Raw genomic sequence first — 24239 nt, forward strand, 5'->3', positions numbered from 1 at the left:
CGTGTCGGTGTGGGACGAAGATCAGTCGAGGTAGTCGCGCAGGACCTGCGAGCGCGACGGGTGACGCAGCTTCGACATCGTCTTGGACTCGATCTGCCGGATCCGCTCGCGCGTCACGCCGTAGACCTTGCCGATCTCGTCGAGCGTCTTCGGCTGACCGTCGGTGAGCCCGAACCGCATCGAGACCACGCCGGACTCGCGCTCCGACAGCGTGTCGAGCACCGCGTGCAGCTGCTCCTGCAGGAGCGTGAAGCTCACCGCGTCGGCCGGGACGATCGCCTCGGAGTCCTCGATGAGGTCACCGAACTCGGAGTCGCCGTCCTCGCCCAGCGGGGTGTGCAGGGAGATGGGCTCGCGGCCGTACTTCTGGACCTCGACGACCTTCTCGGGCGTCATGTCCAGCTCCTTGGCCAGCTCCTCCGGCGTGGGCTCACGGCCCAGGTCCTGGAGCATCTGCCGCTGCACGCGGGCCAGCTTGTTGATGACCTCGACCATGTGCACCGGGATGCGGATGGTGCGGGCCTGGTCGGCCATCGCGCGGGTGATCGCCTGGCGGATCCACCACGTGGCGTACGTGGAGAACTTGTAGCCCTTGGTGTAGTCGAACTTCTCCACCGCGCGGATCAGACCGAGGTTGCCCTCCTGGATGAGGTCCAGGAACAGCATGCCGCGGCCGGTGTAGCGCTTGGCCAGCGACACCACGAGGCGCAGGTTGGCCTCGAGCAGGTGGTTCTTCGCGCGGCGACCGTCCGCCGCGATCCACTCCAGCTCACGGCGCAGGTGGAAGTCGGTGATCGTGCCCTCGGCGAGCTTCTCCTCGGCGAACAGGCCGGCCTCGATGCGCTTGGCGAGCTCGACCTCCTGCTCGGCGTTCAGGAGGGCGACCTTGCCGATCTGCTTGAGGTAGTCCTTGACCGGGTCGGCCGTCGCGCCGGCCGTGACGACCTGCTGCGCGGGGGCATCGTCGTCGTCGGCGTCGGAGTAGGTGAAGCCGGCCGAGGCCTCCTCCTCCTCCGACTCCTCCTTGGCCTCCGGCTTCGCGGTGGTCTCGCCGGTCGACTCCTCGTCGTCGGAGTCGGTCGCGGTGTCCTCGACGTCGACCTCGACCTCCTCGAGCTCGGCGTCGTCCACGTCCTCGGGCTCGGCGTGCTCGGAGTCGTCCGCCGGGGCGGCCTTCGCCTTGCTCGCGGCCTTCGCGGGCGCCTTCGCCGCCGGCTTGGCGCTCGACCGCGTCGTGCGGGCCTTGGTGGGCGTGGCGGGAGCGGTGCTCTCGTCGGCCTCGGCGCCCGCGGGCGCGGCCTTGGCGCGCGAACGCGAACGGGCCGGCGTGGCGGGCTTCTCGGCGGTGACGGTCTCGGCCGTCTCAGCCGCGGGTGCGGCGGCGCGGCGGGCGCGGGGTGCCTTCTTCTCGGCCACTGCCGTCTCGGTGGTGGAGTCGACCTGGGTGGCGGGGGTGGTACTGACCGACACGAAGAACCTTTCGGCAGGGAGCAGCCGACCGGGCGTAGCGCCCGGGTCGGCCCGGTAATGGTACCGGCCGACGACGACATGTCCCGCACGATCAGGGCGCACCGACGGGAGGCTGTCGTCAACCACTGGGTCCAACGCGAGCATCGACGAGATTGTTCCCGCCGCCGGCGACAAGTTTCGGGCGGCGCAGCGGCCTCCCGGCCGCGACGTCAGGCGTCGGCGATGTGCGCGGCGTACGCGGCGGCGTCGAGCAGGTGCTCGGTGCCACCGTCCAGCCGCACCCGGAAGAGCCAGCCGTCCTCGTACGGCGCCGACCCCGCCAGCTCCGCCTCCGCCTCGAGGCGGTCGTTGACCGCCACGACCTCGCCCGCGATCGGCGCGAAGATCTCCGAGACGGACTTGTGGGACTCGACCTCGCCGACGACGTCGCCGATCGTGACCGTGTCGCCGACGGCGGGCAGCGCCACGTACACGACGTCACCGAGGGCGTCGGCCGCGTAGGCGGTGATCCCGACCGTGGCGACGTCGTCGTCGACGGCGACCCACTCGTGCTCGGCGGTGTACGTGAGGTTCTCGGGGACGTCGTTCGCGGCCACGGCAGCTGCCTTCCTCGTGCGGACTGGGCGACGCGCGTCAGGCGGGCTGCGCGGTCAGCTCGACTTTACGGCGAGCACGGGGGTCGGGGCGTCCAGCAGGATCCGCTGGGCGTTCGAGCCGAGGATCAGCTTGCCGACCGGGGACCGACGGCGCAGACCGATGACGATGAGCTCGGCGCCCGTCTGCTCCGCTGCGTCGATGAGGTCGTCCGCGACGTCGCGGCCCCGCTCCATCTGGCGCACCTCGTACCCCAGGCCCGCCTCGTCGAGACGGTCCCGCACGTGCTCGAGGTTCGCCTCGAGCGCCTGGACGTCGTCACCGCGTCGCTGCGAGACGACCACGACGATGCGAGCGGCACGTCGGCCGGCCTCCGCGACCGCCGCGTCGAGCGCCGCCGCACCCTCGGGTGTGGCCAGGTAACCCACGACGATCGTCATGGTGTCCTCCTCGATTCGCAGGCCGCGTCAGGGGCCCTCTCGGTGAGGTTAGCCGACCGCGGCGGCCCCCTGGCGCCCCTGGGAACCGCGCCGCGCCCAACCCGGTGGCAGGCCAGCGGCGAGCGCGTCCCGGACGAGGCCCGCGAGCACGTGTCCGGGCCGGACCCGCTCCGCCTCCTCCGCGCAGACGTCCGCCGTGGCGCCGTCGCCGTGCCACCACGCGAGCCACGCGAGCACGGCGAGCGTCTCGGCCCGCACGTCACCCGACGCGAGCCGGGCCGCCTCGGTGAGCGCCCGACGCGCGGCGCGGGCGAGCGACCCGGGCGCCGGTCCGCCGGCCTCGTACAGGCTGTTCAGCGCGATCCGCGCACGCTCCAGCATCCGCCGGTCGCGCTCGGCCGCGTGCGGCGCCGCATCGTCCGCAGCAGCCGCCACGGCCGGGCCCGCGCCGTGCTCGGCCCTCGGAGCGCCGCGGGCTGGGGCACCGGCCGCAGACCTCCCCCGCCCGTCGAACGCGCCGATCGACTGCTCCGCGAGCACCCCGAGCACGGCGTCCCGGGTCGCCCGGTCCAGCAGGAGCGCGCTCAGCCGGCCGAGTTCGGTGGGTCCGGGGTCGGCGGTGCGCACCACGCGCAGCGCGGCCGCGGCACGGGTCGCGGTACCCGCCCGAGTCCGGCGTCCGCGCACGGCGCGGACCCCGTCCTCGAACGACAGCCGCGCGCAGGGGTCGGACTCCCGCCCCGGCGCGAGGTCCGCCCGGGACGCGACGGGCGCCGAGCCCTTGAGCACGAGCTCGGCGGCGATGCTCGTGGCGCTCAGGTCGGCGAGCGGCCGGCCGCCGGCCGGACAGCACGCGCGGTCCGTGCAGCCCCACGCCGCGTAGCCGGTGGTGCCCACCACCCACACGTCACGCAGCGGCGGCATTCCGGCCGCCGTCTCCAGCGCGGCGACGACGACGTGCAGCGGGTCGCGCTCGGGCACGTGCGTGGGGTCGCCGTCGCGGTAGAGCACGCAGAAGGCCGCGGCGGCACCGTCCGCCGCGAGGTGGGCGGCGAGCTCGGCCGCGAGGACGGGCCCGCCAGGGCCGGCGAGGTCGGCGAGGTCCATGCGTGCCACGAGCCCCACCCGCCCGCGCGGTGGCCGCAACGACACCAGCGCGACCGAGCTGCGCGGGTGGTAGCCCATGGCGTGCGGGACGTAGGACAGCAGCTCGGCGGGACCGGCGACCCGCACGACGGGGACGTCGTCGAGGTCGTCCGATCCGCCGGCCGCACCGACACCGCGCGGCGCCCGCGGCCCACCCGGCCCACCCGGCCCACCCGGCCCACCCGGCCCGCTGCGCCCCCGCCGCCCACGGGACCCGGACTGACCAGGACGTTCGTTCTCCACGGCACGCTCCTCCTCTCGTGCCCCCGCTGCGGGGGTGCCCCCATGCCACCGCAGCCGGCCCGGCCGCCGCGCGTCGCCTGAGGACAGCCCCCGGGAGTGCGACGTCCTGGCCCCCTGGGCGCAACTCGCGCCGTACCCTCGCTTCCATGCCCGCCGACACGCCCGCGCTCGTCCAGCACGCCCTCGAAGCGGCCCTGACCGAGGCCGACCGGCTCGCGGCGGCCGCCGGCGCGGAGACGGCCGTGCTCGTGCAGGCGGCGTCCCGCGCGGTGTCGGGGGGCAAGCGGCTGCGCGCCCGGCTGTGCCTCGCGGCGGCGGGCGCGTGCGGTGCACCGGTGGACAGCGCGCTCGCGCCCGCGGTCCGTGCGGCCGCCGCACTCGAGCTCTTCCAGGCCGCCGCACTCGTGCACGACGACCTGATGGACGCCTCGGACACCCGGCGGGGCGAGCCGGCCGCGCACCGGTGGCTCGCCGTCGCCGTGGAGTCGCGACCGGGCGCGGACGCGACCCGGTTCGGGGACTCCGCCGCCGTCCTGCTGGGCGACCTCCTCCTCACGATGAGTGCGACCGCGCTGCACGACGCGGTCGCCGACACCGAGCGCGAGGTCCGCCGCGCGGCGGCCGCGGTGTACGCCGAGATGTCCACCGAGGTCGCGCTCGGGCAGTTCCTCGACCTGGTCGCGGCGCACGTGCCGTGGCACGGCGAGGCGGACCTCGATCGCGCGTGGCGGGTCGTTCGGGCGAAGTCGGCCCGCTACTCGGTCGAGCTGCCGCTTGCCCTGGGCGCACGGCTCGCGGGTGCGGACGACGCCACGACGGCGTGGTTCACCGCGATCGGCTCGCACGTCGGCACGGCGTTCCAGCTGCGCGACGACCTGCTCGGCGTGTTCGGCGACCCCGAGGTCACCGGCAAGCCCGCGGGCGACGACCTGCGCGAGGGCAAGCGCACCGTGCTCGTGGCGCTCGCCGCGCTCGCCGGCTCCGACGCCGACCGGGAGCACCTGCTCGGCGCCCTCGGGCACCCCGACCTGGACGCGGCGGCGATCGCGCAGCTGCGGGCCCTGCTCGAGCGGACGGGGGCGGTCGCGCAGGTCGAGGCGCTCATCGCGCAGCACACGGCCGAGGCGCACCGCCTGCTCGAGGCTCCCCCGACCCTCGTGGCCGACACGGCCGAGCTCGAGGCGCTCGTCGCGGCGGCGACGCAGCGCTCGGCCTGAGCACGCGGCCGGCGCCCGGTCGACGAGGCCGCGCCCGACGGCAAGCCGCACCCCGGCGAGGCCCGCGCGGCCCGACCCGGGTCGGCAGACCAGGCCGGGTTCAGCGGATCAGAACGCGAGCCCCTGCGCGGCGCGGCGCACTGTCGCGACGCGCCCGGAGCGCAGGGCCGCGATCGGGGTCGCGCCGAGGGACTCCTCCGGGGTGTAGAGCCAGCGCAGCGTCTCGAGCTCGTCGTAGCCCGAGTCCGCCAGCTGGGTCAGGCTCCCGCGCAGCGACGGGAGAATCTGTTCCTGGCCGGGCTCGTCGGGGTCGGGGACGAGGAAGTCCTCCGGCACACAGGTCGCCGCGTTCGGCCCGACCTTGAAGGCGAGGAGCCGGCGCTCCTTGATCATCGAGCGCACCTGGCGGTCGACCACCCCGATGCGCCGGGCCACGTCCGGCACCGGGACCCACGCCGTCACGAGCTCTTCCCACTCACGTTCCACCGGACGAGCCTAACCGCGTGCCGCCATCACGCCGAGCCCGGAGCCGGCACGGACCCGCGACGCGCGGTGTGCGACGCGCTCGGGCAGCGCGCCGGGCCAGCCTCCCCCGTCCGCCACGACCGCGCCGGTAGCCTTCCCTCGATGAGCGCCCTGGTGACCGATCCGCTCGTCGGCCGCACGGTCGACGGGCGGTACGACGTCCTGCGGCGCATCGCGCGGGGCGGCATGGCCACGGTGTACTTGGCCACGGACCGCCGCCTGGACCGGCGCGTCGCGCTCAAGGTCATGCACCCGCACCTCGCGGACGGCACCGACGTCGAGGCGCGCTTCCGCCGCGAGGCACGCGCCGCGGCCCGGCTCGCCCATCCGGGGATCGTCGCGGTCCTGGACCAGGGCACCGACGGCGAGACCAGCTACCTCACGATGGAGTACGTGCCCGGGCGCACCCTGCGCACCGAGATCGCCGGTCTGGGCGCCCTGCGCCTGGGCGAGGCGCTCGCGATCACCGAGGGCGTGCTCGACGCGCTCGCGGCGGCCCACCGCGCGGGCCTGGTGCACCGCGACGTCAAGCCCGAGAACGTGATGCTCACGCGCGATCGCCGGGTCAAGGTCGGCGACTTCGGGCTGGCCCGCGCCGTCACCGAGGCGACCGCGGCCAGTACCGGGACCCTGCTCGGCACGGTCGCCTACCTCTCCCCCGAGATCGTCTCCGTGGGCGAGGCCGACGCGCGCGCGGACGTGTACGCCGTCGGGATCATGCTCTACGAGATGATCACCGGCTCGCCGCCGTACGACGGCGTGACCCCGATCCAGATCGCCTACCGGCACGTGCACGAGGACGTCCCGCCGCCGAGCGACGCCGTGCCGTGGCTGCCGATGGACGTCGACGACCTCGTGGCGACCCTCACGGCGCGCGACCTGTCCGTGCGTCCCGCCGACGCCGGCGTGGCCCTGGAGCACGTCCGGCGCCTGCGCCGCGACCTCGACGACCGGGCCCTCGCGCTGCGCGCCTCGGTGCCCGGCCGGCCCGACCTCCTCGTCGACGCCGCCCCCGACCTCCCCGACGACCAGGCGAGCGCCGAGTCGCTCGACGCAGCCTCGGAGGACGACGCTGACCACGACCGCACGACGGCGCTGGACCGTGGGCCGGGGACGGGCACGATCGCGCTGCCCATCGGGGCGATCGCGCCGCGCGAGGAGGAGACCGTCGCGGTCGCCCCCGAGCGGCCGGCCCGACGCACCGGTCGGCGCCGGGGCCGGCGCGTGCTCGTAGTGCTGCTCGTCCTGCTGCTGCTCGGGGCCGGCGGCGGAGCCGCGTGGTGGTTCCTGCTCGGACCTGGCAGCCCGGTGGTGGTGCCGCCCGTGGTCGGGCGGGACGCCACGGAGGTCACCGCGCAGCTGACCGACCTCGACCTCGAGGTGAGCCAGGAGCCCGCCTACGACGACACCGCGCCCGAGGGGGCCGTGCTCGCCGTCGACCCCGGTGCGGGCACGAGCGTGCCGCGCGGCAGCGAGGTGACCCTCACCGTCTCGCTCGGCATCGAGCACCGCACGGTGCCGACGCTCGTCGGGCTGACCCAGGACGAGGCCGAGGCCGCGCTCGAGCAGGCGCAGCTCGCCGTCGGCGACGTCGTGCCGCGCGAGGACCGCGACGTCCCCGAGGGCGTGGTGCTGGACGCGAGTGAGGACGCTGGGGCGTCCGTGCCGCACACCGAGACGATCGACCTCGTGGACTCCTCGGGGCCGCGCGTGGTGACGATCGACGACTACGTCAGCAAGGGCACCGAGTCCGACATCGCGGTCACGGACCTCGCGCGCGTGCTCGACATCACGGACGAGCAGATCACGGTCACCGAGGTGTACTCCGACACGGTGCCGCAGGGCCGCGTCGTCTCACAGACACCCGAGCCGGGCGCCGAGGTGCCGCAGGGCACGCCGGCGGCGCTCGAGGTGTCCAAGGGCCCGGAGCTCGTGGCGGTGCCCGACGTGGAGCGGATGAGCCTCGCCGACGCGACCGCGGTCCTGCAGGGAGCCGGGTTCGTCGTCTCGACGAAGTCCTCGTGGGGCGGGCTGATCGGCACGGTGGTCGACCAGTCCCCGGCGGCCGGGGAGATGCTGGCCCGCGGCTCGACGGTCACGCTCACGTACGTCTGAGCGCACGAGCCCTGCGTCAGCGGCTGGACCGCTCCCGCAGCATCTCGGCCACGAGGAACGCCATCTCCAGGGACTGCGCGTGGTTGAGGCGCGGGTCCACCAGCGTCTCGTAGCGCGCCTCGAGCCCGAGGTCGTCGATCTCCTCCGCGCCGCCGAGGACCTCGGTGACGTCGTCTCCCGTGAGCTCCACGTGGATCCCGCCCGGGATGGTGCCGAGGGCCTGGTGGACCTCGAAGAACCCGCGCACCTCGTCGATCACGTCGGCGAACCGCCGGGTCTTGTACCCGTTCGAGGCGGTGATCGTGTTGCCGTGCATCGGGTCGCAGACCCACAGCACGGGCCGGCCGTCGGCCTCGACCCGCTCGACGAGCGCGGGCAGGTTGTCGCGGATCCGGCCCGCGCCCATCCGGGTGATGAAGGTGAGGCGGCCGGGAATGCCCTCGGGATTGATCGCGTCGACGAGCGCGACCGCGTCCTCGCCCGTCGTCGTCGGGCCCAGCTTGACCCCGATCGGGTTGTGCACCCGGGAGAAGAAGTCCACGTGCGCGCCGTCGAGCTTGCGCGTGCGCTCGCCGATCCAGAGGAAGTGCGCCGAGCAGTCGTACGGCAGCCCCGTGCGCGAGTCGATCCGGGTGAGGGGGCGCTCGTAGTCCAGGAGCAGGCCCTCGTGGCCCGCGTAGAAGTCCACGGTGCGCAGCGCCTCGAAGTCGGCGCCCGCGGCGGCCATGAACCGGATCGCGCGGTCTATCTCGGCCGCGAGACCCTCGTACGTGCGGTAGGCCGGGGTCACGGTGAAGCCACGGTTCCAGTCGTGCACGAGACGCATGTCCGCGAAGCCGCCCATGGTGAAGGCGCGGGCGAGGTTCAGCGTGGACGCCGACGTCTGGTACGCCTTGAGCAGGCGCGTCGGGTCCGGGGTGCGGGACTCGGGCGTGAAGGCGTGGCCGTTCACGATGTCGCCGCGGAACGCGGGCAGGGTCACGCCGTCGCGCGTCTCGGTGTCGCTGCTGCGCGGCTTGGCGTACTGCCCCGCGATCCGCCCCATCTTCACGATCGGCATGCTCGCGCCGTAGGTGAGCACGATCGACATCTGCAGGATCGTCTTGATCTTGTTCCGGATGCGCTCGGCCGTCGTCTCGGCGAACGACTCCGCGCAGTCCCCGCCCTGGAGCAGGAACGCCTCGCCCCGCTGCGCGAGGGCCAGCTTCTCGCGCAGGGCGTCGGCCTCGCCCGCGAACACGAGCGGGGGGCACGCCGAGAGCTCCTCGGTCACGGACGCGAGCGCCGCGGCGTCGGGCCAGGTGGGCTGCTGCTCGACGGGAAGGCTGCGCCAGGCGTCGAGGCCGGCGAGGACGGCGGGATCTGCGGGGACGCTCACGGCCGAGAAGTCTAGGCGAGCCGCGAGGGCGCCGCGGATGGCGCCGCAGGGCGAGACGTCGAGACCCGGGCCCTCCCGGAGCCGCCCGGAGCTGACCCGGGCCTGACACGGCGGACCCTCGCCCCACGAGACGGGAGAGGCCCGACGGCGAACGCTCGCCGTCGGGCCTCTCGCTCGCCCCGACCGGGGCGTGCGTCGTGCGGTCAGTGCGCGGCGGCCGGCACCAGGGGCTGACCGAGGTCGGCGAGGAGCTCGCCGAACCACGGCTGGTTCACGTCGAACGCCTTGTGCCCGGCGATGCGCGGGAACTCGATGGCGCGCAGCTCGTCGCCCGCCTCCTCGTCGTTGCCGATCACGCCCGAGACGCCGCGCAGCGCCGAGTCGACGGCGAGGTCGACCATCCGGGCGATGAGCTGGAGGTCCTCCTCGTTGGCGGCCGCGGAGCGGGAGAAGTACCCGCTCTTCTGCACCATGACCTTCTCGGCGCCGATGAGGCCCGCGAACTGCTTCGCGAACCAGTTGCCGGGGTTGATCGTGTCGAGCTTGACGTGGCCGAAGGGGTCGCGCTGGACCTCCTCGCCGTTCGCCTCCATCTCGGCGATGATCTCCGGCACGCCGGCACCCTCGGACAGGAAGATGTTGACGTTCCCGATCTCGTCCATCACGGCCTTGAGGCGCGTGGCCTCGCCGGCGAGGTCGACGGCGAGCTCGGGCAGGAACACGGCGTGCACGTCCCAGCGCTCCTTGCTCAGGCCGATGCTCGGGTTCCAGGCCGGCTGCGCCTGGACCCAGCCGTGGTAGCGGCGGGCGGCCTCGGCGGTGAGCCAGCCGCACGCCCGGCCCATCACCTCGTGGACGATGAGCATGCGCGGGTTGGAGCGGTGCTCGCCGATGATGTTCTGCGCGAACCGCGACGCCTGCTCGGCGGCGGTGTTGGCGCCCAGGCTCTGCCGGATCGGGACGATGTCGTTGTCGATCGTCTTGGGCAGGCCGACGACCGTGAGGCCGTAGCCGTGCTCCTCGAGGTAGTGCGCGAGGTCGGCGGCGGTGGTGTTGGTGTCGTCACCGCCGATGGTGTGGAGCACGTCCACGCCGTCGGTGCGCAGGCGCTCGGCCGCCTTCTCCAGCGGGTCCTCGCCCTCGGCGACGAGCCCACGCTCGACGAGGTTCTTCGCGTTCGTGAGCTTGACGCGGGAGTTGCCGATCGGGCTGCCGCCGAAGGAGTGCAGGAGGCCGGCGTTCGCGCGTGCGGCGTCGTCCACCACCACGCTGTTGCCCGTGAGCAGGCCGTGGTAGCCGTACTGGTAGGCGATGATCTCGATCTCGGGGGCGATGGCGGTGTAGCGCTCGATGAGGCCACCGACCGCGGAGGACAGGCAGGGGGCGAACCCTCCGGCGGTGAGCAGGGCGACGCGCTTAACGGTCATGCTGGACCTTCCTGGGAATCGTGGGTGGGGGTCTGCGGGGCCGCTCCGGTGGTGTCGTCTCGCCCGCCGGCGAGCCCGGCCTCGACACCGGCGGCATCGGCGGCTTCGAGGTCGCGGGAGACGGGAGCGTCGACGGCGAGCCCGGCGGCGTGCACCGGGTCGGCATCGCCGAGGGTTGCGGCGGGTGGCTCGGCGGCGGTTGGCTCGGCGGCACGTGACTCAATGGCGGGTGGCTCCGCTGCGGGCGACGCGGTGGCCGGCGCGGGCGGCTCGTGCACCTCCGGCGGCGCCTCGGGCGCGGCCCGTCCGCCGGGCGCGTCGGCCTGCGACGCGGCGCTCTTGCCCTGCGCCAGGCGGGCCTTCGCCGTCGCGGCGTACATGTCGACGTACTCCTGGCCCGAGAGCCGCATGATCTCGTACATGATCTCGTCCGTGATGGAGCGCAGCACGAAGCGGTCGTTCTCCATGCCGGCGTAGCGCGAGAAGTCCATCGGCTCGCCCATCACGACGCCGATCCGCTTGAGGCGCGGGATCCGCTTGCCGATGGGCTGGGCGATGTTCGTCCCGATCATCGCGACGGGCACCACCGGCGCGCCCGACTCGAGCGCGAGCCGCGCCACGCCGGTCTTGCCCCGGTAGAGCCGACCGTCGGGGCTGCGGGTGCCCTCGGGATAGATGCCGAACAGCCCGCCGTCGCGCAGCCTGGCCAGGCCCGCCTCGAGCGCGGCCTCGCTGGCCTTGCCGCCCGAGCGGTCGACCGGGATCAGCCCGACGCCGCGCATGAACCAGGCGATGAAGCGACCCTTGACGCCGCTGCCCTCGACGTAGTCGGACTTGCCGAGGAACACGACCTCGCGCGGCAGCATGAGGGGCAGGAAGAAGGAGTCGATCACCGCGAGGTGGTTGCTCGCGAGGATGGCCGGCCCGTTGGCGGGGAGCTTCTCCTCGCCGCGGATCCACGGCTGGTAGAAGACCCGCAGGATCGTGCCCAGCGTGGCCTTCATGAACCGGTAGAACACCCCTTGGACCCTTCTGTCCGTCGGCGGCCGCCCCGGCCGTGGCACACGCCTCGTGCCGAGGCACCACTCTAGAGTGCGTCGCGCCGGCCGGGCGCGAGCGCGATCTAGGCTTCCGGCATGACGACCCCCGCCGGCGACGCCGAGCGTGACGGCGAGCACGACCGCGAGCAGGCGGCCGAGCGTGACCGCGAGCAGGCGGCCGAGCGTGACGGCGAGCCCACCGCCGGCCCCTCGTCCGAGCGCGACTGGAACGCGGAATGGGCAGCGCTGACCTCCGACCTCGAGCCGCCGAGCGCGCCGTCGCTCGCACCGCGCGCGGGATCGTCGGCGGGCTCCTTCGGGCGCCCGGTCTACCGGATGTCCGACGTCCCGGTCACCGGCGCCGGAAGCGGCCCCCGCGACTACACGCCGGCCCCCGAGGACGACGCGTGGGAGCCGGACCTCCCGCCCCAGCGCCCGATGAACCGGCTCACGGCACTCGCCTGGGCGGCGATCGCCGGTGGTCCGCTGCTCATGCTGCTGGCGCTGCTCGGGTTCGGCTCGGCGCCCCCGTGGTACGTGGCCGCGTGCGTCGCGCTGTTCGTCGCCGGCTGCGTGCTGGGCTTCGCCCGGCTGCCGCGCCGGCACGACGGCGACGACGGCGCCGAGGTCTAGCGGCCCGTCGCCCAGCGCGTCAGCGGCGAGCGAGGTCCGCGGCACCCACGATGCCGGCGTCGTTCCCCAGCTTCGCGAGCGCGACCCGCGGCATCGGCCGGTGCGCCCGCGCGAACAGCTGGTCCTCGAGCTCCGTCAGCGCCGGCACGAGAAGCAGGTCGCCGGCAGCGCCGACTCCCCCGCCCACCACGAACACGGCCGGGTCCAGCACCGCGGAGAGCGCCGCCATCCCGGCTCCCAGCCATCGGCCGAGCTCCGCCAGCATCTCGATCGCCAGCGGGTCCCCCGCGTTCGCCGCCTTGGTGACGTGCGGTCCCGTGACGTTCTTGGCCTTGCCGCCGGCGAGCACGAGGAGCGCCTTGGCGCGATCCGGGTCCGTCGCGAGTGCGGCGCGGGCCTCGCGGACGAGCGCCGTGCCCGATGCGTAGGTCTCCCAGCAGCCGTCGTGACCGCAGCCGCAGGCGCGACCGCTCGGCACCATGCGCAGGTGGCCGATCTCGCCCCCGGCGCCCGCGGCTCCCCGCACGAGCTCGCCACCCACGACGAGCGCCCCGCCCAGACCGGTGCCCACGGTGAGCATCACCATGTCGTCGACCTCGCGCCCGGCCCCGAAGCGGAACTCGGCCCAGCCCGCCGCGTTCGCGTCGTTCTCGACCACCACGCGCGTGCCCAGCCGCGGCTCGAGCGCGTCGCGCAGCGGGTAGTCGCGCCAGGCGATGTTGGGGGCGAACTTCACGACGCGGCGCCCCGGGTCCACGAACCCCGCGGCGGCCACCCCGACCGCCTCGATCGCCGGGAACTCCTTGCGCAGCTCGGCGACCGCGTCGACCACGGCGTCCTCGATCGCGGCGGGCTGCTGAGGGTCGGTGTCGCGGCGCGTCTTGGCCAGCAGCGTGCCGTCCTTGTCGACCACACCGGCCGCGATCTTCGTCCCACCGATGTCCACTCCTACGGCGTGCATGTCACGTCCCTTCCGTGTCTGTCCCGTCCGGCTCGCCCCGAGCTCGCCCGGCGACGCCGGCGGGACGGTCTGCGGCCATCCTTGCCCATCCGGCTCGCCCGTGCACGACGTCCGACGGGCCGACGCGGAGGACGGCGAGCCACGCGCCTGCCCCGCACACGGCCCGACGGTGACCTATCGTGGGGGGACCGCCATCGAGACGAGGGAGCCACGATGGACACGATACCGCTGAGCAACGCGCCGGACGTACCGGCCGACTACAGCATCACCGACCTGGTCGAGGACGTCGTCCGGGACGACCCCGGCGCCACGCTCTACCGGATCCCCGAGGGAACCGGCTGGCGAGACGTCTCGGCCGCACAGTTCCGCGAGCAGGCGGTCGGACTCGCGCGCGGGCTGATCGCGAGCGGCGTCGGTCCGGGCGACCGGGTCGCGATCATGTCGCGCACCCGGTACGAGTGGACCCTCGCGGACCTCGCGATCTGGTACGCGGGCGCGGTCCCGGTGCCGGTGTACGAGACGTCGTCGGTCGCGCAGACGGGCTGGATCCTGTCCGACTCCGGCGCGGTCGCGGCCTTCGTCGAGACCGCCGAGCACGCAGGAGTCGTCGCGGAGGCGCGCCACCAGGCGCCCCAGCTGGCCCAGGTCTGGGAGTTCGACGCGGGCGCCGTCGCCGTCGTGACGGCGCGGGGCGAGTCGGTCCCGGCCGAACGCGTGCACGAGGCCGCCGCCGCCGTCGGGCTCACGGACCTCGCGACGATCATCTACACGTCGGGGACCACCGGCCGCCCCAAGGGCGCCGAGCTCACGCACGGCAACTTCGTCCTGCTCACCAAGGGCGCGGTGCGCGACATCGCCGAGGTGTTCGAGCCCGCGAACCGCTCGACCCTGCTGTTCATGCCGCTCGCCCACGTCTTCGCCCGGTTCGTCGAGGTGCTCGCGCTCGCGGGTCGGGTCCCGCTCGGGCACACCCCGGACGTCAGCAACCTCGTCGCCGACCTCGGCACGTTCCGCCCCACGATGATCCTCGCGGTGCCACGGGTCTTCGAGAAGGTCTACAACTCCGCCGAGCAGAAGGCGATCGCCGGCGGCAAGGAGAAGATCTTCGCCTGGGCGGCCGGCACCGGCATCGCCTGGTCGCGCGCCCAGGAGGGCGGCGGGAAGCCGGGCGTCCTGCTCGGACTGAAGCACGCCGTCGCGCACAAGCTCGTGCTGCACAAGCTGCAGGAGGCGATGGGCGGCAACCTCACGTACGCCGTGTCCGGCGGCGGCCCGCTCGGGGAGCGGCTCGGCCACTTCTTCCGGGGCGTCGGCCTCACGGTGCTCGAGGGCTACGGCCTCACCGAGACGACGGCGCCGCTGACGGTGAACCGTCCCGCCCGGATCAAGATCGGCACGGTCGGTCCGTGCCTGTCCGGCAACCAGATCCGCATCGCGCCCGACGGGGAGATCCTCGCGCGCGGCATCGCGGTCTTCCGCGGGTACCACAACAACCCCGAGGCGACGGCGGAGGCGGTCCAGGACGGCTGGTTCCACACCGGTGACCTCGGCGAGCTCGACGCGGACGGCTACGCCCGGATCACGGGCCGGAAGAAGGAGATCATCGTGACGGCCGGTGGCAAGAACGTCGCCCCGGCCCAGCTCGAGGACGCCATCCGGGCGCACCCGCTCGTCAGCCAGTGCCTCGTGGTCGGCGAGGGTCGACCGTTCATCGCCGCGCTCCTCACGCTCGACCCGGAGATGCTGCCCGGGTGGCTGTCCGCGCACGGCCGCGAGCCGCTCACCCTCGAGCAGGCGCGCACGGACCCGGGGGTGCGCGCGGCGCTGCAGGAGGCGGTCGACGGCGCGAACGCCCAGGTCTCGCGGGCGGAGTCGATCCGCGTCTTCGAGATCCTCGACGGCGACTTCACGATCGCGAACGACTACCTCACGCCCTCCCTCAAGGTGAAGCGGTCCGCAGTGCTGCACGACCTCGCGGGCACGGTCGACGGGCTCTACGAGGAGGCGGCCGGCCGCCGAGCGGACGGCTGACGAGGAGTCCGACGACGGACGACGGCGCGGCGGGCACCGCATGTCGGTGCCCGCACGTACGTTCGCTTCCATGACCGCCGGACCGACCTCGCTGCAGCCCAGCCTGCTCGCCGACGGCCCGGCGCTGCACGAGGTCGAGTTCGTCGTCGTCGACCTCGAGACCACGGGCGGCTCACCCCACGCCGACCGGATGACGGAGATCGGCGCGGTGCGGGTGCGCGGCGGCGAGGTCGTCGGCGAGCTCGGCACGCTCGTCAACCCCGGCCGCGCGATCCCGCCCGGCATCACGGTCCTCACCGGCATCACCGACGCGATGGTGGTGGCCGCGCCGCCGGAGGAGGAGGTGGTGCCGACCTTCTTGGAGTTCGCCCGGGGCGCCGTGATCGTCGCGCACAACGCCCGCTTCGACGTCGGGTTCCTCCGCGCCGCGTGCGACCGGATGGGGCTGACCTGGCCGGACCCCGTGGTCGTGGACACGGTCGCGCTCGCGCGACGCGTCGTCTCGAAGGACGAGGCGCCCAACCACAAGCTCGGTTCGCTCGCGCGCCTGTTCCGTGCCGACGTCGTGCCCGACCACCGCGCGCTCACCGACGCGCGCGCCACCGTCGACGTGCTGCACGGCCTCCTCGGCCGGCTCGCCTCCCTCGGCGTGACGCACCTGGCGGACCTGCGCACGGCCGCCGACCCCGTGCCGGACGCGGTACGGCGCAAGTCCACGCTCGCCGACGCGCTGCCCTCGGCACCCGGCGTGTACCAGTTCCTCGACGCGTCGGGCCGGATCCTCTACGTCGGTACGGCGACCAACCTGCGCACCCGGGTGCGCAGCTACTTCACGGCCGCCGAGAAGCGCCGCCGGATGGCCGAGATGGTGCGGATCGCCGACCGGGTGCACCCCATCGTCACCGCCACGGCTCTCGAGGCCTCGGTGCGTGAGCTCCGGCTCATCGCCCAGCACACGCCGCCGTACAACGCGCGCTCGCGCTCGCCCGCGCGCGAGCCGTGGATCCGCCTCACCGACGAGGCGTTCCCGCGACCCTCGATCGTGCGCACGGCGCCGCTCGACGCGCGCGGCGTCCTCGGCCCCTTCCGCTCCCGCGCCCTGGCCACCGCGGCGCTCGAGGCCGCCACCGGGGCGTTCGGCCTGCGCACGTGCACCGACCGGCTCCCGGCCCGTCCGCGGCCCGGGGCGAGCGCGTGCGTGCTCGCCGAGCTGGGCCGCTGCGCCGCGCCGTGCGTGGGAGCGGGTGAGCCCCCCGACTACGCCGAGCGCGTCGCCGCGTACGAGGCGTTCTGCGCCGGGGACGCCACGCAGGTGCTCGAGCTGGTGTCCGCCCGACTGCGCCGGCTCACCGCCGAGCAGCGGTACGAGGAGGCCGCCCTGGAGCGTGACCGCTGCCACGCGCTGCTGCGCGGCGCGGCGCGTGCGCAGCGCCTGGCCTCGGCCGCCGCTCCGGAGCTGCTCGCGGCCCGGCCGGCCCCCACCGCTCCGGGCGCCTGGGAGGTCGTCTGCGTGCGGCACGGCCGGCTCGCGGGCAGCGCCGTCGCGCCCGGGGTCGGCGACGTCCTCGGCACCGCGCACGCCCTGCGGCTCGTCGCCGAGGACGTTCCCGCGCCGGACCGCTGGGCGGGCGCGGCCCTGGCCGAGGAGACCGAGATCGTCTCCCGCTGGCTGGACCAGCCCGGCGTGCGGATGCTCGACGTCACCGGGACCGGGCCGGCGCTGCCGCGCCTCGGTGCCGAGCGCGCGCTCGTCGACCTCGCCGCCGTCCTCGGCGTCACGGTGGAGTCCGACGTGCTCGGCGCGCCGCCCCACCAGGCACCCGAGCAGGCGCCCGACGGCGAGCCCGAGGACGCCCCCGGCGCTGCGTAGGCTGGGCGCATGTTCACCGCCATCGCCCTCATCGACGCCGACGTCGCCCGCGTACCGGAGGTCTGCGAGGGGGTGGCCGCGCTCGACGGGGTGAGCGAGGTGTACTCGGTGACCGGGGACGTCGACCTCGTCGCGATCGTCCGGGTCCGCCGGCACGAGGACCTCGCCGACGTCATCGCGAACCGGATCGGCAAGGTCCCGGGCGTGACCGGCACCCGCACGTACATCGCGTTCCAGGCCTACTCCCGGCACGACCTCGAGGAGGCGTTCGCGCTCGGGATCGAGGACTAGCGCCTCACGCGTTCGAGGCGGCGATCCAGCGTTCGAGGACGTCCGCCGCTGACCCGGAGTCCAGGGAGCGCTCGGCCACCGCGATCGCGCGACGCACGCGGTCGAGGAACGTCCCCTCGCCGGCGAGCGAACCCTCGGCCGTGATCGCGGCCGCCGCACCGAGCACGACGGCGTCGCGCACCGCGCCCCGTCCGCCCGCCAGGACGTCGCGCACCACCCGGGCGTTCGCCGTCGCGTCTCCCCCGCGCAGATCCTGCAGCGTCGCGGGTGCGAGGCCGAACGCCGCCGTCGCGTCCACCGTGTGCTGGACGCAGCGGCCGCCGCCGATCTCCCAGACGTCGACCGGCGCCGTCGTGGCCCACTCGTCCAGGCCGTCCTGGGAGCGGTAGAGCACGACGTCGTCGCCCCGGCCCGCGAAGACGCCCGCCATGAGCGGGGCCATCGCGGCGTTCGCGACGCCGATCGCGCCCGCCCGCGGACGCGCCGGGTTCGTCAGCGGACCGAGCACGTTGAACGCCGTGGGGATGCCCAGCTCCCGCCGGGTGGGCCCGGCGTGCCGCATCGACGGGTGGAACACCGTCGCGAACGCGAACGTGATGCCGACCTCGCCGGCCAGCTCCGCCACGCGGTCCGGGGCGAGGTCGAGGCGCACGCCGAGCGCCTCGAGGACGTCCGCGGCACCCGACGCGGAGGACGCCGCCCGGTTGCCGTGCTTGACGACCGTGAGGCCGGCTCCCGCCGTGACGATCGACGCCATCGTCGAGATGTTCACGCTGTGGTGCCGGTCGCCGCCGGTGCCGACGAGGTCCACCACCCGGCCGGTCACCGCGAGGGGCACCGAGGCGGCGACCATCGCGTCGGCGAAACCGGTGAGCTCCTCGACCGTCTCGCCCTTCGCGGCCATCGCCACCAGGAGGCCCGCGACGACCGACGGCGGGGCCTCCCCCGCCATGACGCGGTCCATCGCCCAGCGCGCCTCGGGCGCGGTGAGGTCCTGCCCCGCGACGAGGCGGCGCAGCAGGTCGGGGAACGTGGGTGCGGACGGCGCCGTCACGGGTGCGTGGGGGTCGGGACGTCGCTCGGTACCCCGCGCAGGAGGGCCGCGACCGTGTCGGCCACGGCGGCCGGGCGCAGCGGGAACGGCACGATCCCGTCCGCCTGCGACCACGCCGCGATCCAGGCGTCCTGCGGGCGTGCGACGAGCAGGAGGACGGGCGGCACGTCGAAGAACCGCTCCTTCACCTCCCGCGCGAGGCCGAAGCCGCCCACCTTGGCGGCCTCGCCGTCGAGCACGAGCAGGGCGTTGCCGCCCGCCGCGACCTCCGTCAGCAGCGTCTCGGGCGTCGCGACCTCGACCCACTCGATGAAGGGGGTGTCCCTCGACGCCCTGCGCCCGACGGCGCGGCGCACCGCGGCGCGGGTCTCGACGTCGTCGCTGTAGAGCACCACGCGGGCGCGGGCGGCGGACGGGGCCGGTGCGGAGCCTCGCTCCACGACGCCCGTTCCGGGGGCGTCGGCCGCGGGCTGAGGCAGGTGTGACGTCATGCCCCGATGCTAGTGCGGCACCACCCCACCCCACCCCGCACACCGTTTTCTTACACGCCGCACGGCGGCGTCAGATCACCCGCCTCGACGCCTCGCGCCCGGCCCCCTGTGAGGCCCGTTTCCGGCGCAAACACGCCGGTCACCGCCGGGCGGCGGGGGCGGGAGGCGACAGTTCGCCATAATGAGCGCGTGTCCACTCATGCCGTCGCCCCCAGCGCCCACGTGAGCGTCGACCGGCCGAACATGACCCAGGTCGGCACTATCGTGTGGCTGTCGAGCGAGCTCATGTTCTTCGCGGGAATGTTCGCGATCTACTTCACCCACCGCGCCGTGGCCGGACCCGAGGTCTGGGCCGAGAGCACGTCGAAGCTGAACATGCCGTTCGTCATCACCAACACCGCGATCCTCGTGCTGTCCTCGGTCACGTGCCAGATCGGCGTCAACGCCGCCGAGCACCTGCGCCAGCGCCGCACCGGGAGCCTGCTGGACGTCCGCGGCTGGGGTATGCAGGAGTGGTACACCCTGACGTTCCTCATGGGCGCGGTGTTCGTGGCCGGTCAGGTGACGGAGTACGCCGAGCTCGTGCACGAGGGCATCACGATCGCCAACTCGACGTGGGGCACCGTCTTCTTCCTCACCACCGGCTTCCACGGCCTGCACGTGATCGGCGGGCTGATCGCCTTCCTGTTCGTGCTCGGGTCCTCGTTCGTCGCCGGCCGCTTCACGCACCTCGAGGCGACCCGCGCCGTCGTGACGTCGTACTACTGGCACTTCGTCGACGTCGTCTGGATCGCCCTCTTCTTCGTCATCTACTTCCTGAGGTGAGGGCCGTGACGACCGTTCCCGCCCCCCGCTCCCGACCTGGAAACGAGGACTCGACGTGGTGAAGGCCCTCGCCGGCGCACGACGAAGCCGGTTCGCCCCGGTGCTGCTCATGCTGCTCGCGCTGCTCGCCGTCGGCGGGGTGTACGCGATCGCCGCGCCGACCCCCGCCGCGGCGGACACGAGCTCCCCCGACCAGATCGCCGAGGGCCAGAAGCTCTTCCGGGCCAACTGCGCGTCGTGCCACGGCATGTCCGCCGAGGGCCGCGACGGCATCGCCCCGTCCCTGATCGGCGTCGGCTCCGCCGCGGTGCACTTCCAGGTCAGCACCGGGCGCATGCCGATGGCCGCCTCGGCGCCGCAGGCCCCGGCGAAGCCGCCCCAGTTCACCGCGGCGCAGACGAAGGCGCTGGCCGCCTGGGTCGCCACGCTCGGCCCCGGTCCGTCCAGCCCGACCGCGGAACAGGTCGATGCCTCCCTCGGTGACGCCGCGAACGGCATGCTCGTCTTCCGCACCAACTGCGCGATGTGCCACAACGCCATCGGTGCCGGAGGTGCGCTGAGCCAGGGCAAGTTCGCCCCGTCCCTCTTCCACACCACGCCCCAGCAGATCTACGAGGCCATGCTCACCGGCCCGCAGTCGATGCCCGTCTTCAACGACGCGAACATCACGCCCGAGGCTAAGCGCGACGTCATCGCGTTCCTCATGGAGCAGCGCGCGGACAACGCCAGCCCCGGCGGCGCGAACCTCGGCGCGATCGGGCCGGTGTCGGAGGGCATGTGGGTGTGGATCGTCGGCATGGGCGCGCTGATCGCCGCCGCAGTGTGGATCGGAGCGAAGTCCTCATGAGCAGCACCACGGGGAAGGACCTGACCACGGGCGAGCACGGCACCGCCGGCTCGCTCGTGAACGACCCCCTCGCCGTCGGCGAGTCCGCCGAGGCCTTCGAGAACCCGGGCCTCCCGGAGCACCGGCACCGCCTCTCGGACGCCTCTCCGGCCGGCGCGAAGAAGGTCGAGCGCCAGGTGGCGCTCATCTTCGGACTCTCGATGCTTGCCTCGATCGTGGGTGTGTGGGGGTACTTCGCGTTCCCCATGGACGCGACGCTCGGCAACGTCCGCTACTCCACGCTCTCGATCGGCCTCGGCCTCGGCGTCGGCATGCTCGGGATCGGCGTCGCCGCCATCCACTGGGCGAAGGCGCTGATGTCCGACGTCGAGCAGGTCGACGAGCGGCACGCGCAGCGCAGCGACGACCAGACCCGGGCCGATGCCGTCCAGCTCCTCAAGGACGGCGCGCAGGACTCGCAGATCGGTCGCCGCCCGCTGCTCAAGGGCGCGCTCGTCGGTGCCGTCGCCCTTGCCCCGCTGGCGTTCGTGGTGCCCCTGGTGGGCAACCTCGGCGGCACCTGGAACGTCAACGCCATGCGCCACACGATGTGGCGGCAGGGCACGCGCCTGGCCCGTGACCCCGACGGCGCGCTGATCCGTCCCGAGCAGGTCACGATCGGGTCCGTCTGGCACGTGATCCCCGACGGGCTCAACGAGTCCGAGCACATGCTCGAGGAGAAGGCCAAGGCCATCGTGCTCCTCGTGCGGCTCGACCCGAGCGAGCTCAAGGTGCAGCCCGGCCGGGAGGACTGGTCCTGGCAGGGCATCGTGGCGTACTCCAAGGTCTGCACCCACGTGGGCTGCCCCGTGGCGCTCTACGAGCAGCAGACCCACCACCTGCTCTGTCCCTGTCACCAGTCCACCTTCGACATCACGGACGGCGCCAAGGTGGTCTTCGGACCCGCCAAGCGCGCCCTGCCGCAGCTGCCGATCACGGTCGACGACGAGGGGTACCTCGTCGCCCAGAGCGACTTCCACGAGGCGGTCGGACCGTCCACCTGGGAGCGTCAGCGCCCGATCCGCGGGGAGGACTACTGAGCATGGCTTCCGCACCCACGACCCCCGCCGCGAAGCTCGCCGCCGGCACCGGTGACTTCTTCGACACGCGCATCGGCGCGGGCAAGCTCGTCAAGGAGTTCGCCCGCAAGGTGTTCCCCGACCACTGGTCGTTCATGCTCGGGGAGATCGCGCTCTACAGCTTCGTCGTCCTGCTGCTCACGGGCACCTTCCTGGCGGTGTTCTTCGTCCCGAGCATGACCGAGGTGCACTACCCCGAGGACGCGCTCCCGGTCACGATGCGCGGCGTCGAGATGTCCGAGGCGTTCGCCTCCACGCTGCACCTGTCGTTCCACGTGCGCGGCGGCCTGCTGATGCGGCAGATCCACCACTGGGCGGCGCTGCTGTTCATGGCGTCGATCGTCACGCACATGATGCGCATCTTCTTCACCGGCGCGTTCCGCAAGCCCCGCGAGCTGAACTGGGTCGTCGGCTTCACGCTCATGATCCTCGGCCTCCTGGCCGGGTTCACGGGCTACTCGCTGCCGGACGACGTCCTCTCGGGCAACGGACTGCGGATCGCCGACGGTGTGGCCAAGGGCATCCCGATCATCGGCTCCTACGTCTCGTTCCTGCTCTTCGGCGGCGAGTTCCCCGGAACCGTGATCATCCCCCGCCTCTTCACGGCGCACATCCTGCTCGTGCCAGGTCTGATCCTGGCGCTCGTCGCGGTGCACCTGATCCTCGTGGTCGTGCACAAGCACACCCAGTACCCCGGGCCGGGCCGGACGAACCGCAACGTGGTGGGCTACCCGCTCTTCCCGGTGTACATGGCCAAGGCCGGCGGGTTCTTCTTCGTCGTGTTCGGCGTCCTCGCGATCATGGGCGCGACGCTCTCGATCAACAGCATCTGGAACTACGGGCCGTACGACCCCTCCCCGGTGTCCGCCGGGGCCCAGCCCGACTGGTACATGCTGTTCCTCGAGGGTGCACTGCGCCTCATGCCGGGCCAGACGGAGTTCGTCACGTGGGGCGGCTACACCGTCTCGCTCAACATCCTCGTGCCCGGCGTGGTCGTCCCGGGGATCCTGTTCACGTCGTTGGCCGTGTACCCGTTCCTCGAGCAGTGGGCCAGCGGCGACAAGCGTGAGCACCACCTCCTCGACCGGCCGCGCAACGTCCCGACCCGCACCGGGGTCGGCGTCGCGATCCTCACCGCCTTCATCATCCTGGCGCTGGCGGGCTCGAACGACATCATCGCGACCCACTTCCACCTCTCGATCAACGAGATCACCTGGGTGTTCCGGGTGCTGTTCCTCGTGGGTCCCTTCATCGCCTTCATGGTGACGAAGCGCATGTGCCTCGCCCTCCAGCGGCGTGACCGCGAGCTCGTGCTCCACGGGTACGAGACGGGCCGCGTGGTGCGCTTCGCGTCCGGGGAGTACATCGAGGTGCACCAGCCGCTCACCGACGCCGAGCGCTGGGTTCTCGTCCAGCACGAGCCCGCGCGCCCGCTCGAGATCGGGTCGGCCGAGAACGAGCGCGGCGTCGCCCGTCCCGGCTACAAGAAGCTGCAGCGGCGCCAGAAGGTGTCGAACTTCTTCTTCGCCGACCGGGTGGAACCGGTGACGCCCGCCGAGCTGGCGCACGCTCACGACGCCCACGGCGCGTCCGCCGTCGAGGGCGCGGACGACCACGCCTCGCTGGCGCGGCCCGAGCGGGAGTCCCTCGAGGCCGGGAGCGGCGCCCAGCACTGAGCCTCCGGCTCGCCCGGATCCGACCAACGGACGAGATGCGGCCCCCCTCGCGGAAGGCGAGGGGGGCCGCGTACGTTGGACCGATGGAGGACCCCCGCGCACCTGGTACGGGGCACGATCACATGTCAGGAGAGGACAGCATGCCCGTCTACACCCTTCCCGAGCTCCCCTACGACTACGCGGCCCTGGAGCCGCACATCTCGGGCAAGATCATGGAGCTCCACCACGACAAGCACCACCAGGCCTACGTGACCGGGGCCAACACGGCGCTGGAGAAGCTCGCCGAGGCCCGGGACGCCGACGACCTGGCGGCCGTCAACCTGCACTCCAAGAACCTCGCGTTCAACCTGGGCGGTCACGTCAACCACACGGTGTTCTGGAACAACCTGTCTCCCGACGGCGGCGAGCCGACCGGTGAGCTCCTCGCCGCGCTCGAGGACGCGTTCGGCGGCGTCGAGGCGTTCAAGAAGCACTTCACGGCCGTGGCGGCGGGCGTTCAGGGCTCCGGCTGGGCCGTCCTGGCCTACGACACGATCGGCGCCAAGCCGGTCATCGTGCAGCTCTACGACCAGCAGGGCAACCTCGCTCTCGGTCTCGTGCCGCTCCTCATGCTCGACGTCTGGGAGCACGCGTACTACCTCGACTACCTCAACGTGCGCGCCGACTACATCAAGGCGTTCTGGAACATCGTGAACTGGAGCGACGTCGCGGAGCGCCTGCAGCGCGCGACGACCGCCGGCGCCTCGGGGCTCATCGTCCCGGCCTGACCCCACCCGCGGCCCGGCGTGCGCGGCGTCCCGCCGCTCAGCAGGGCACACGACGCCACGACGGGGCGCCCCCACCCGGG

General features: G+C 73.5%; 21 protein-coding genes and 1 pseudogene. 11 read left to right on the forward strand and 11 right to left on the reverse strand.

The genetic code is table 11. The annotated features are described in order from the left end of the window. Nucleotides 1-21: 21 nt before the first annotated feature. The 4 genes from AC3AQ1_RS01540 to AC3AQ1_RS01555 form a co-directional block, all read right to left on the reverse strand. On the reverse strand, nucleotides 22-1614 hold the full coding sequence (locus tag AC3AQ1_RS01540) for an RNA polymerase sigma factor (RefSeq protein WP_199916504.1): 1593 nt from the start codon (nucleotides 1612-1614) through the stop codon (nucleotides 22-24). 65 nt (nucleotides 1615-1679) lie between these two features. Then, nucleotides 1680-2066, reverse strand: coding sequence for a glycine cleavage system protein GcvH (gene gcvH, locus AC3AQ1_RS01545; RefSeq protein ID WP_108717540.1), 387 nt, complete (start codon nucleotides 2064-2066; stop codon nucleotides 1680-1682). Nucleotides 2067-2120: 54 nt separating this feature from the next. Beyond that, complete coding sequence (locus AC3AQ1_RS01550; protein WP_108717541.1) at nucleotides 2121-2504, reverse strand: universal stress protein; 384 nt, start codon at nucleotides 2502-2504, stop codon at nucleotides 2121-2123. Nucleotides 2505-2552: 48 nt separating this feature from the next. Continuing rightward, nucleotides 2553-3893, reverse strand: coding sequence for a DUF4192 domain-containing protein (locus AC3AQ1_RS01555; RefSeq protein WP_159096331.1), 1341 nt, complete (start codon nucleotides 3891-3893; stop codon nucleotides 2553-2555). A gap of 146 nt (nucleotides 3894-4039) precedes the next feature. On the opposite strand from AC3AQ1_RS01555, the gene AC3AQ1_RS01560 reads away from it, so the two are divergent. Further along, nucleotides 4040-5110, forward strand: coding sequence for a polyprenyl synthetase family protein (locus AC3AQ1_RS01560; protein WP_108717543.1), 1071 nt, complete (start codon nucleotides 4040-4042; stop codon nucleotides 5108-5110). A gap of 108 nt (nucleotides 5111-5218) precedes the next feature. Here AC3AQ1_RS01560 and AC3AQ1_RS01565 read toward each other — a convergent pair whose 3' ends face one another. Further along, the gene (locus AC3AQ1_RS01565; RefSeq protein WP_108717544.1) at nucleotides 5219-5596 is read right to left on the reverse strand and encodes an Rv2175c family DNA-binding protein; all 378 of its coding nucleotides are present in this window, start codon (nucleotides 5594-5596) and stop codon (nucleotides 5219-5221) included. Nucleotides 5597-5737: 141 nt separating this feature from the next. On the opposite strand from AC3AQ1_RS01565, the gene pknB reads away from it, so the two are divergent. Beyond that, complete coding sequence (pknB, locus tag AC3AQ1_RS01570; protein ID WP_108717545.1) at nucleotides 5738-7750, forward strand: Stk1 family PASTA domain-containing Ser/Thr kinase; 2013 nt, start codon at nucleotides 5738-5740, stop codon at nucleotides 7748-7750. Nucleotides 7751-7766: 16 nt separating this feature from the next. Here pknB and AC3AQ1_RS01575 read toward each other — a convergent pair whose 3' ends face one another. The 3 genes and pseudogenes from AC3AQ1_RS01575 to AC3AQ1_RS01585 form a co-directional block, all read right to left on the reverse strand. Continuing rightward, the gene (locus AC3AQ1_RS01575) at nucleotides 7767-9128 is read right to left on the reverse strand and encodes a class II 3-deoxy-7-phosphoheptulonate synthase (protein WP_108717546.1); all 1362 of its coding nucleotides are present in this window, start codon (nucleotides 9126-9128) and stop codon (nucleotides 7767-7769) included. Nucleotides 9129-9331: 203 nt separating this feature from the next. Further along, nucleotides 9332-10555 carry a pyrophosphate--fructose-6-phosphate 1-phosphotransferase gene (locus AC3AQ1_RS01580; RefSeq protein ID WP_108717547.1) on the reverse strand — a complete coding sequence of 408 codons (1224 nt, stop codon included), beginning with the start codon at nucleotides 10553-10555 and terminating at the stop codon, nucleotides 9332-9334. Nucleotides 10556-10815: 260 nt separating this feature from the next. Then, nucleotides 10816-11574: pseudogene (locus AC3AQ1_RS01585) on the reverse strand (lysophospholipid acyltransferase family protein); the annotation flags it as partial. Nucleotides 11575-11691: 117 nt separating this feature from the next. Between AC3AQ1_RS01585 and AC3AQ1_RS01590 the strand changes: the two are divergent. After that, entirely contained in the window at nucleotides 11692-12228 is a 537-nt protein-coding gene (locus AC3AQ1_RS01590; RefSeq protein ID WP_108717548.1) for a hypothetical protein, read from the forward strand. Between the two features lie 19 nt (nucleotides 12229-12247). Here the strand turns inward: AC3AQ1_RS01590 and AC3AQ1_RS01595 are convergent, their stop codons facing one another. After that, nucleotides 12248-13189 (reverse strand): ROK family glucokinase, encoded by a 942-nt coding sequence (locus tag AC3AQ1_RS01595; RefSeq protein ID WP_108717549.1) that lies wholly within the window; start codon nucleotides 13187-13189, stop codon nucleotides 12248-12250. Nucleotides 13190-13402: 213 nt separating this feature from the next. On the opposite strand from AC3AQ1_RS01595, the gene AC3AQ1_RS01600 reads away from it, so the two are divergent. The 3 genes from AC3AQ1_RS01600 (at nucleotide 13403) to AC3AQ1_RS01610 (ending at nucleotide 17381) form a co-directional block, all read left to right on the forward strand. Further along, nucleotides 13403-15220, forward strand: a complete 1818-nt coding sequence (locus AC3AQ1_RS01600; RefSeq protein ID WP_108717550.1) for an AMP-dependent synthetase/ligase — start codon at nucleotides 13403-13405, stop codon at nucleotides 15218-15220. A gap of 70 nt (nucleotides 15221-15290) precedes the next feature. Next, nucleotides 15291-17090 (forward strand): DEDD exonuclease domain-containing protein, encoded by a 1800-nt coding sequence (locus AC3AQ1_RS01605; RefSeq protein ID WP_108719901.1) that lies wholly within the window; start codon nucleotides 15291-15293, stop codon nucleotides 17088-17090. Nucleotides 17091-17099: 9 nt separating this feature from the next. Then, on the forward strand, nucleotides 17100-17381 hold the full coding sequence (locus AC3AQ1_RS01610; protein ID WP_108717551.1) for an Lrp/AsnC family transcriptional regulator: 282 nt from the start codon (nucleotides 17100-17102) through the stop codon (nucleotides 17379-17381). A gap of 4 nt (nucleotides 17382-17385) precedes the next feature. On the opposite strand, the gene trpD is transcribed toward AC3AQ1_RS01610, so the two are convergent. Beyond that, on the reverse strand, nucleotides 17386-18435 hold the full coding sequence (gene trpD, locus AC3AQ1_RS01615) for an anthranilate phosphoribosyltransferase (RefSeq protein ID WP_108717552.1): 1050 nt from the start codon (nucleotides 18433-18435) through the stop codon (nucleotides 17386-17388). After that, nucleotides 18432-18926, reverse strand: coding sequence for a response regulator transcription factor (locus AC3AQ1_RS01620; protein ID WP_234417658.1), 495 nt, complete (start codon nucleotides 18924-18926; stop codon nucleotides 18432-18434). Before AC3AQ1_RS01620 ends, trpD begins: the two co-directional genes overlap by 4 nt. A gap of 189 nt (nucleotides 18927-19115) precedes the next feature. Between AC3AQ1_RS01620 and ctaE the strand changes: the two genes are divergently transcribed. From ctaE to AC3AQ1_RS01645, 5 genes are all read left to right on the forward strand, one after another. After that, nucleotides 19116-19751 carry an aa3-type cytochrome oxidase subunit III gene (gene ctaE, locus AC3AQ1_RS01625; protein WP_234417659.1) on the forward strand — a complete coding sequence of 212 codons (636 nt, stop codon included), beginning with the start codon at nucleotides 19116-19118 and terminating at the stop codon, nucleotides 19749-19751. A 58-nt stretch (nucleotides 19752-19809) separates the two neighbouring features. After that, on the forward strand, nucleotides 19810-20598 hold the full coding sequence (gene qcrC, locus AC3AQ1_RS01630; protein WP_108719904.1) for a cytochrome bc1 complex diheme cytochrome c subunit: 789 nt from the start codon (nucleotides 19810-19812) through the stop codon (nucleotides 20596-20598). Further along, nucleotides 20595-21677, forward strand: a complete 1083-nt coding sequence (gene qcrA / locus AC3AQ1_RS01635) for a cytochrome bc1 complex Rieske iron-sulfur subunit (RefSeq protein ID WP_108717553.1) — start codon at nucleotides 20595-20597, stop codon at nucleotides 21675-21677. The genes qcrC and qcrA overlap by 4 nt, the downstream gene beginning before the upstream one ends. Before the next feature lie 2 nt (nucleotides 21678-21679). Continuing rightward, nucleotides 21680-23392, forward strand: coding sequence for a cytochrome bc1 complex cytochrome b subunit (qcrB, locus tag AC3AQ1_RS01640; RefSeq protein WP_108717554.1), 1713 nt, complete (start codon nucleotides 21680-21682; stop codon nucleotides 23390-23392). A 140-nt stretch (nucleotides 23393-23532) separates the two neighbouring features. Beyond that, nucleotides 23533-24159, forward strand: coding sequence for a superoxide dismutase (locus AC3AQ1_RS01645; RefSeq protein WP_108717555.1), 627 nt, complete (start codon nucleotides 23533-23535; stop codon nucleotides 24157-24159). Nucleotides 24160-24239 lie beyond the last annotated feature (80 nt).

This window comes from Miniimonas sp. S16, assembly GCF_057748195.1.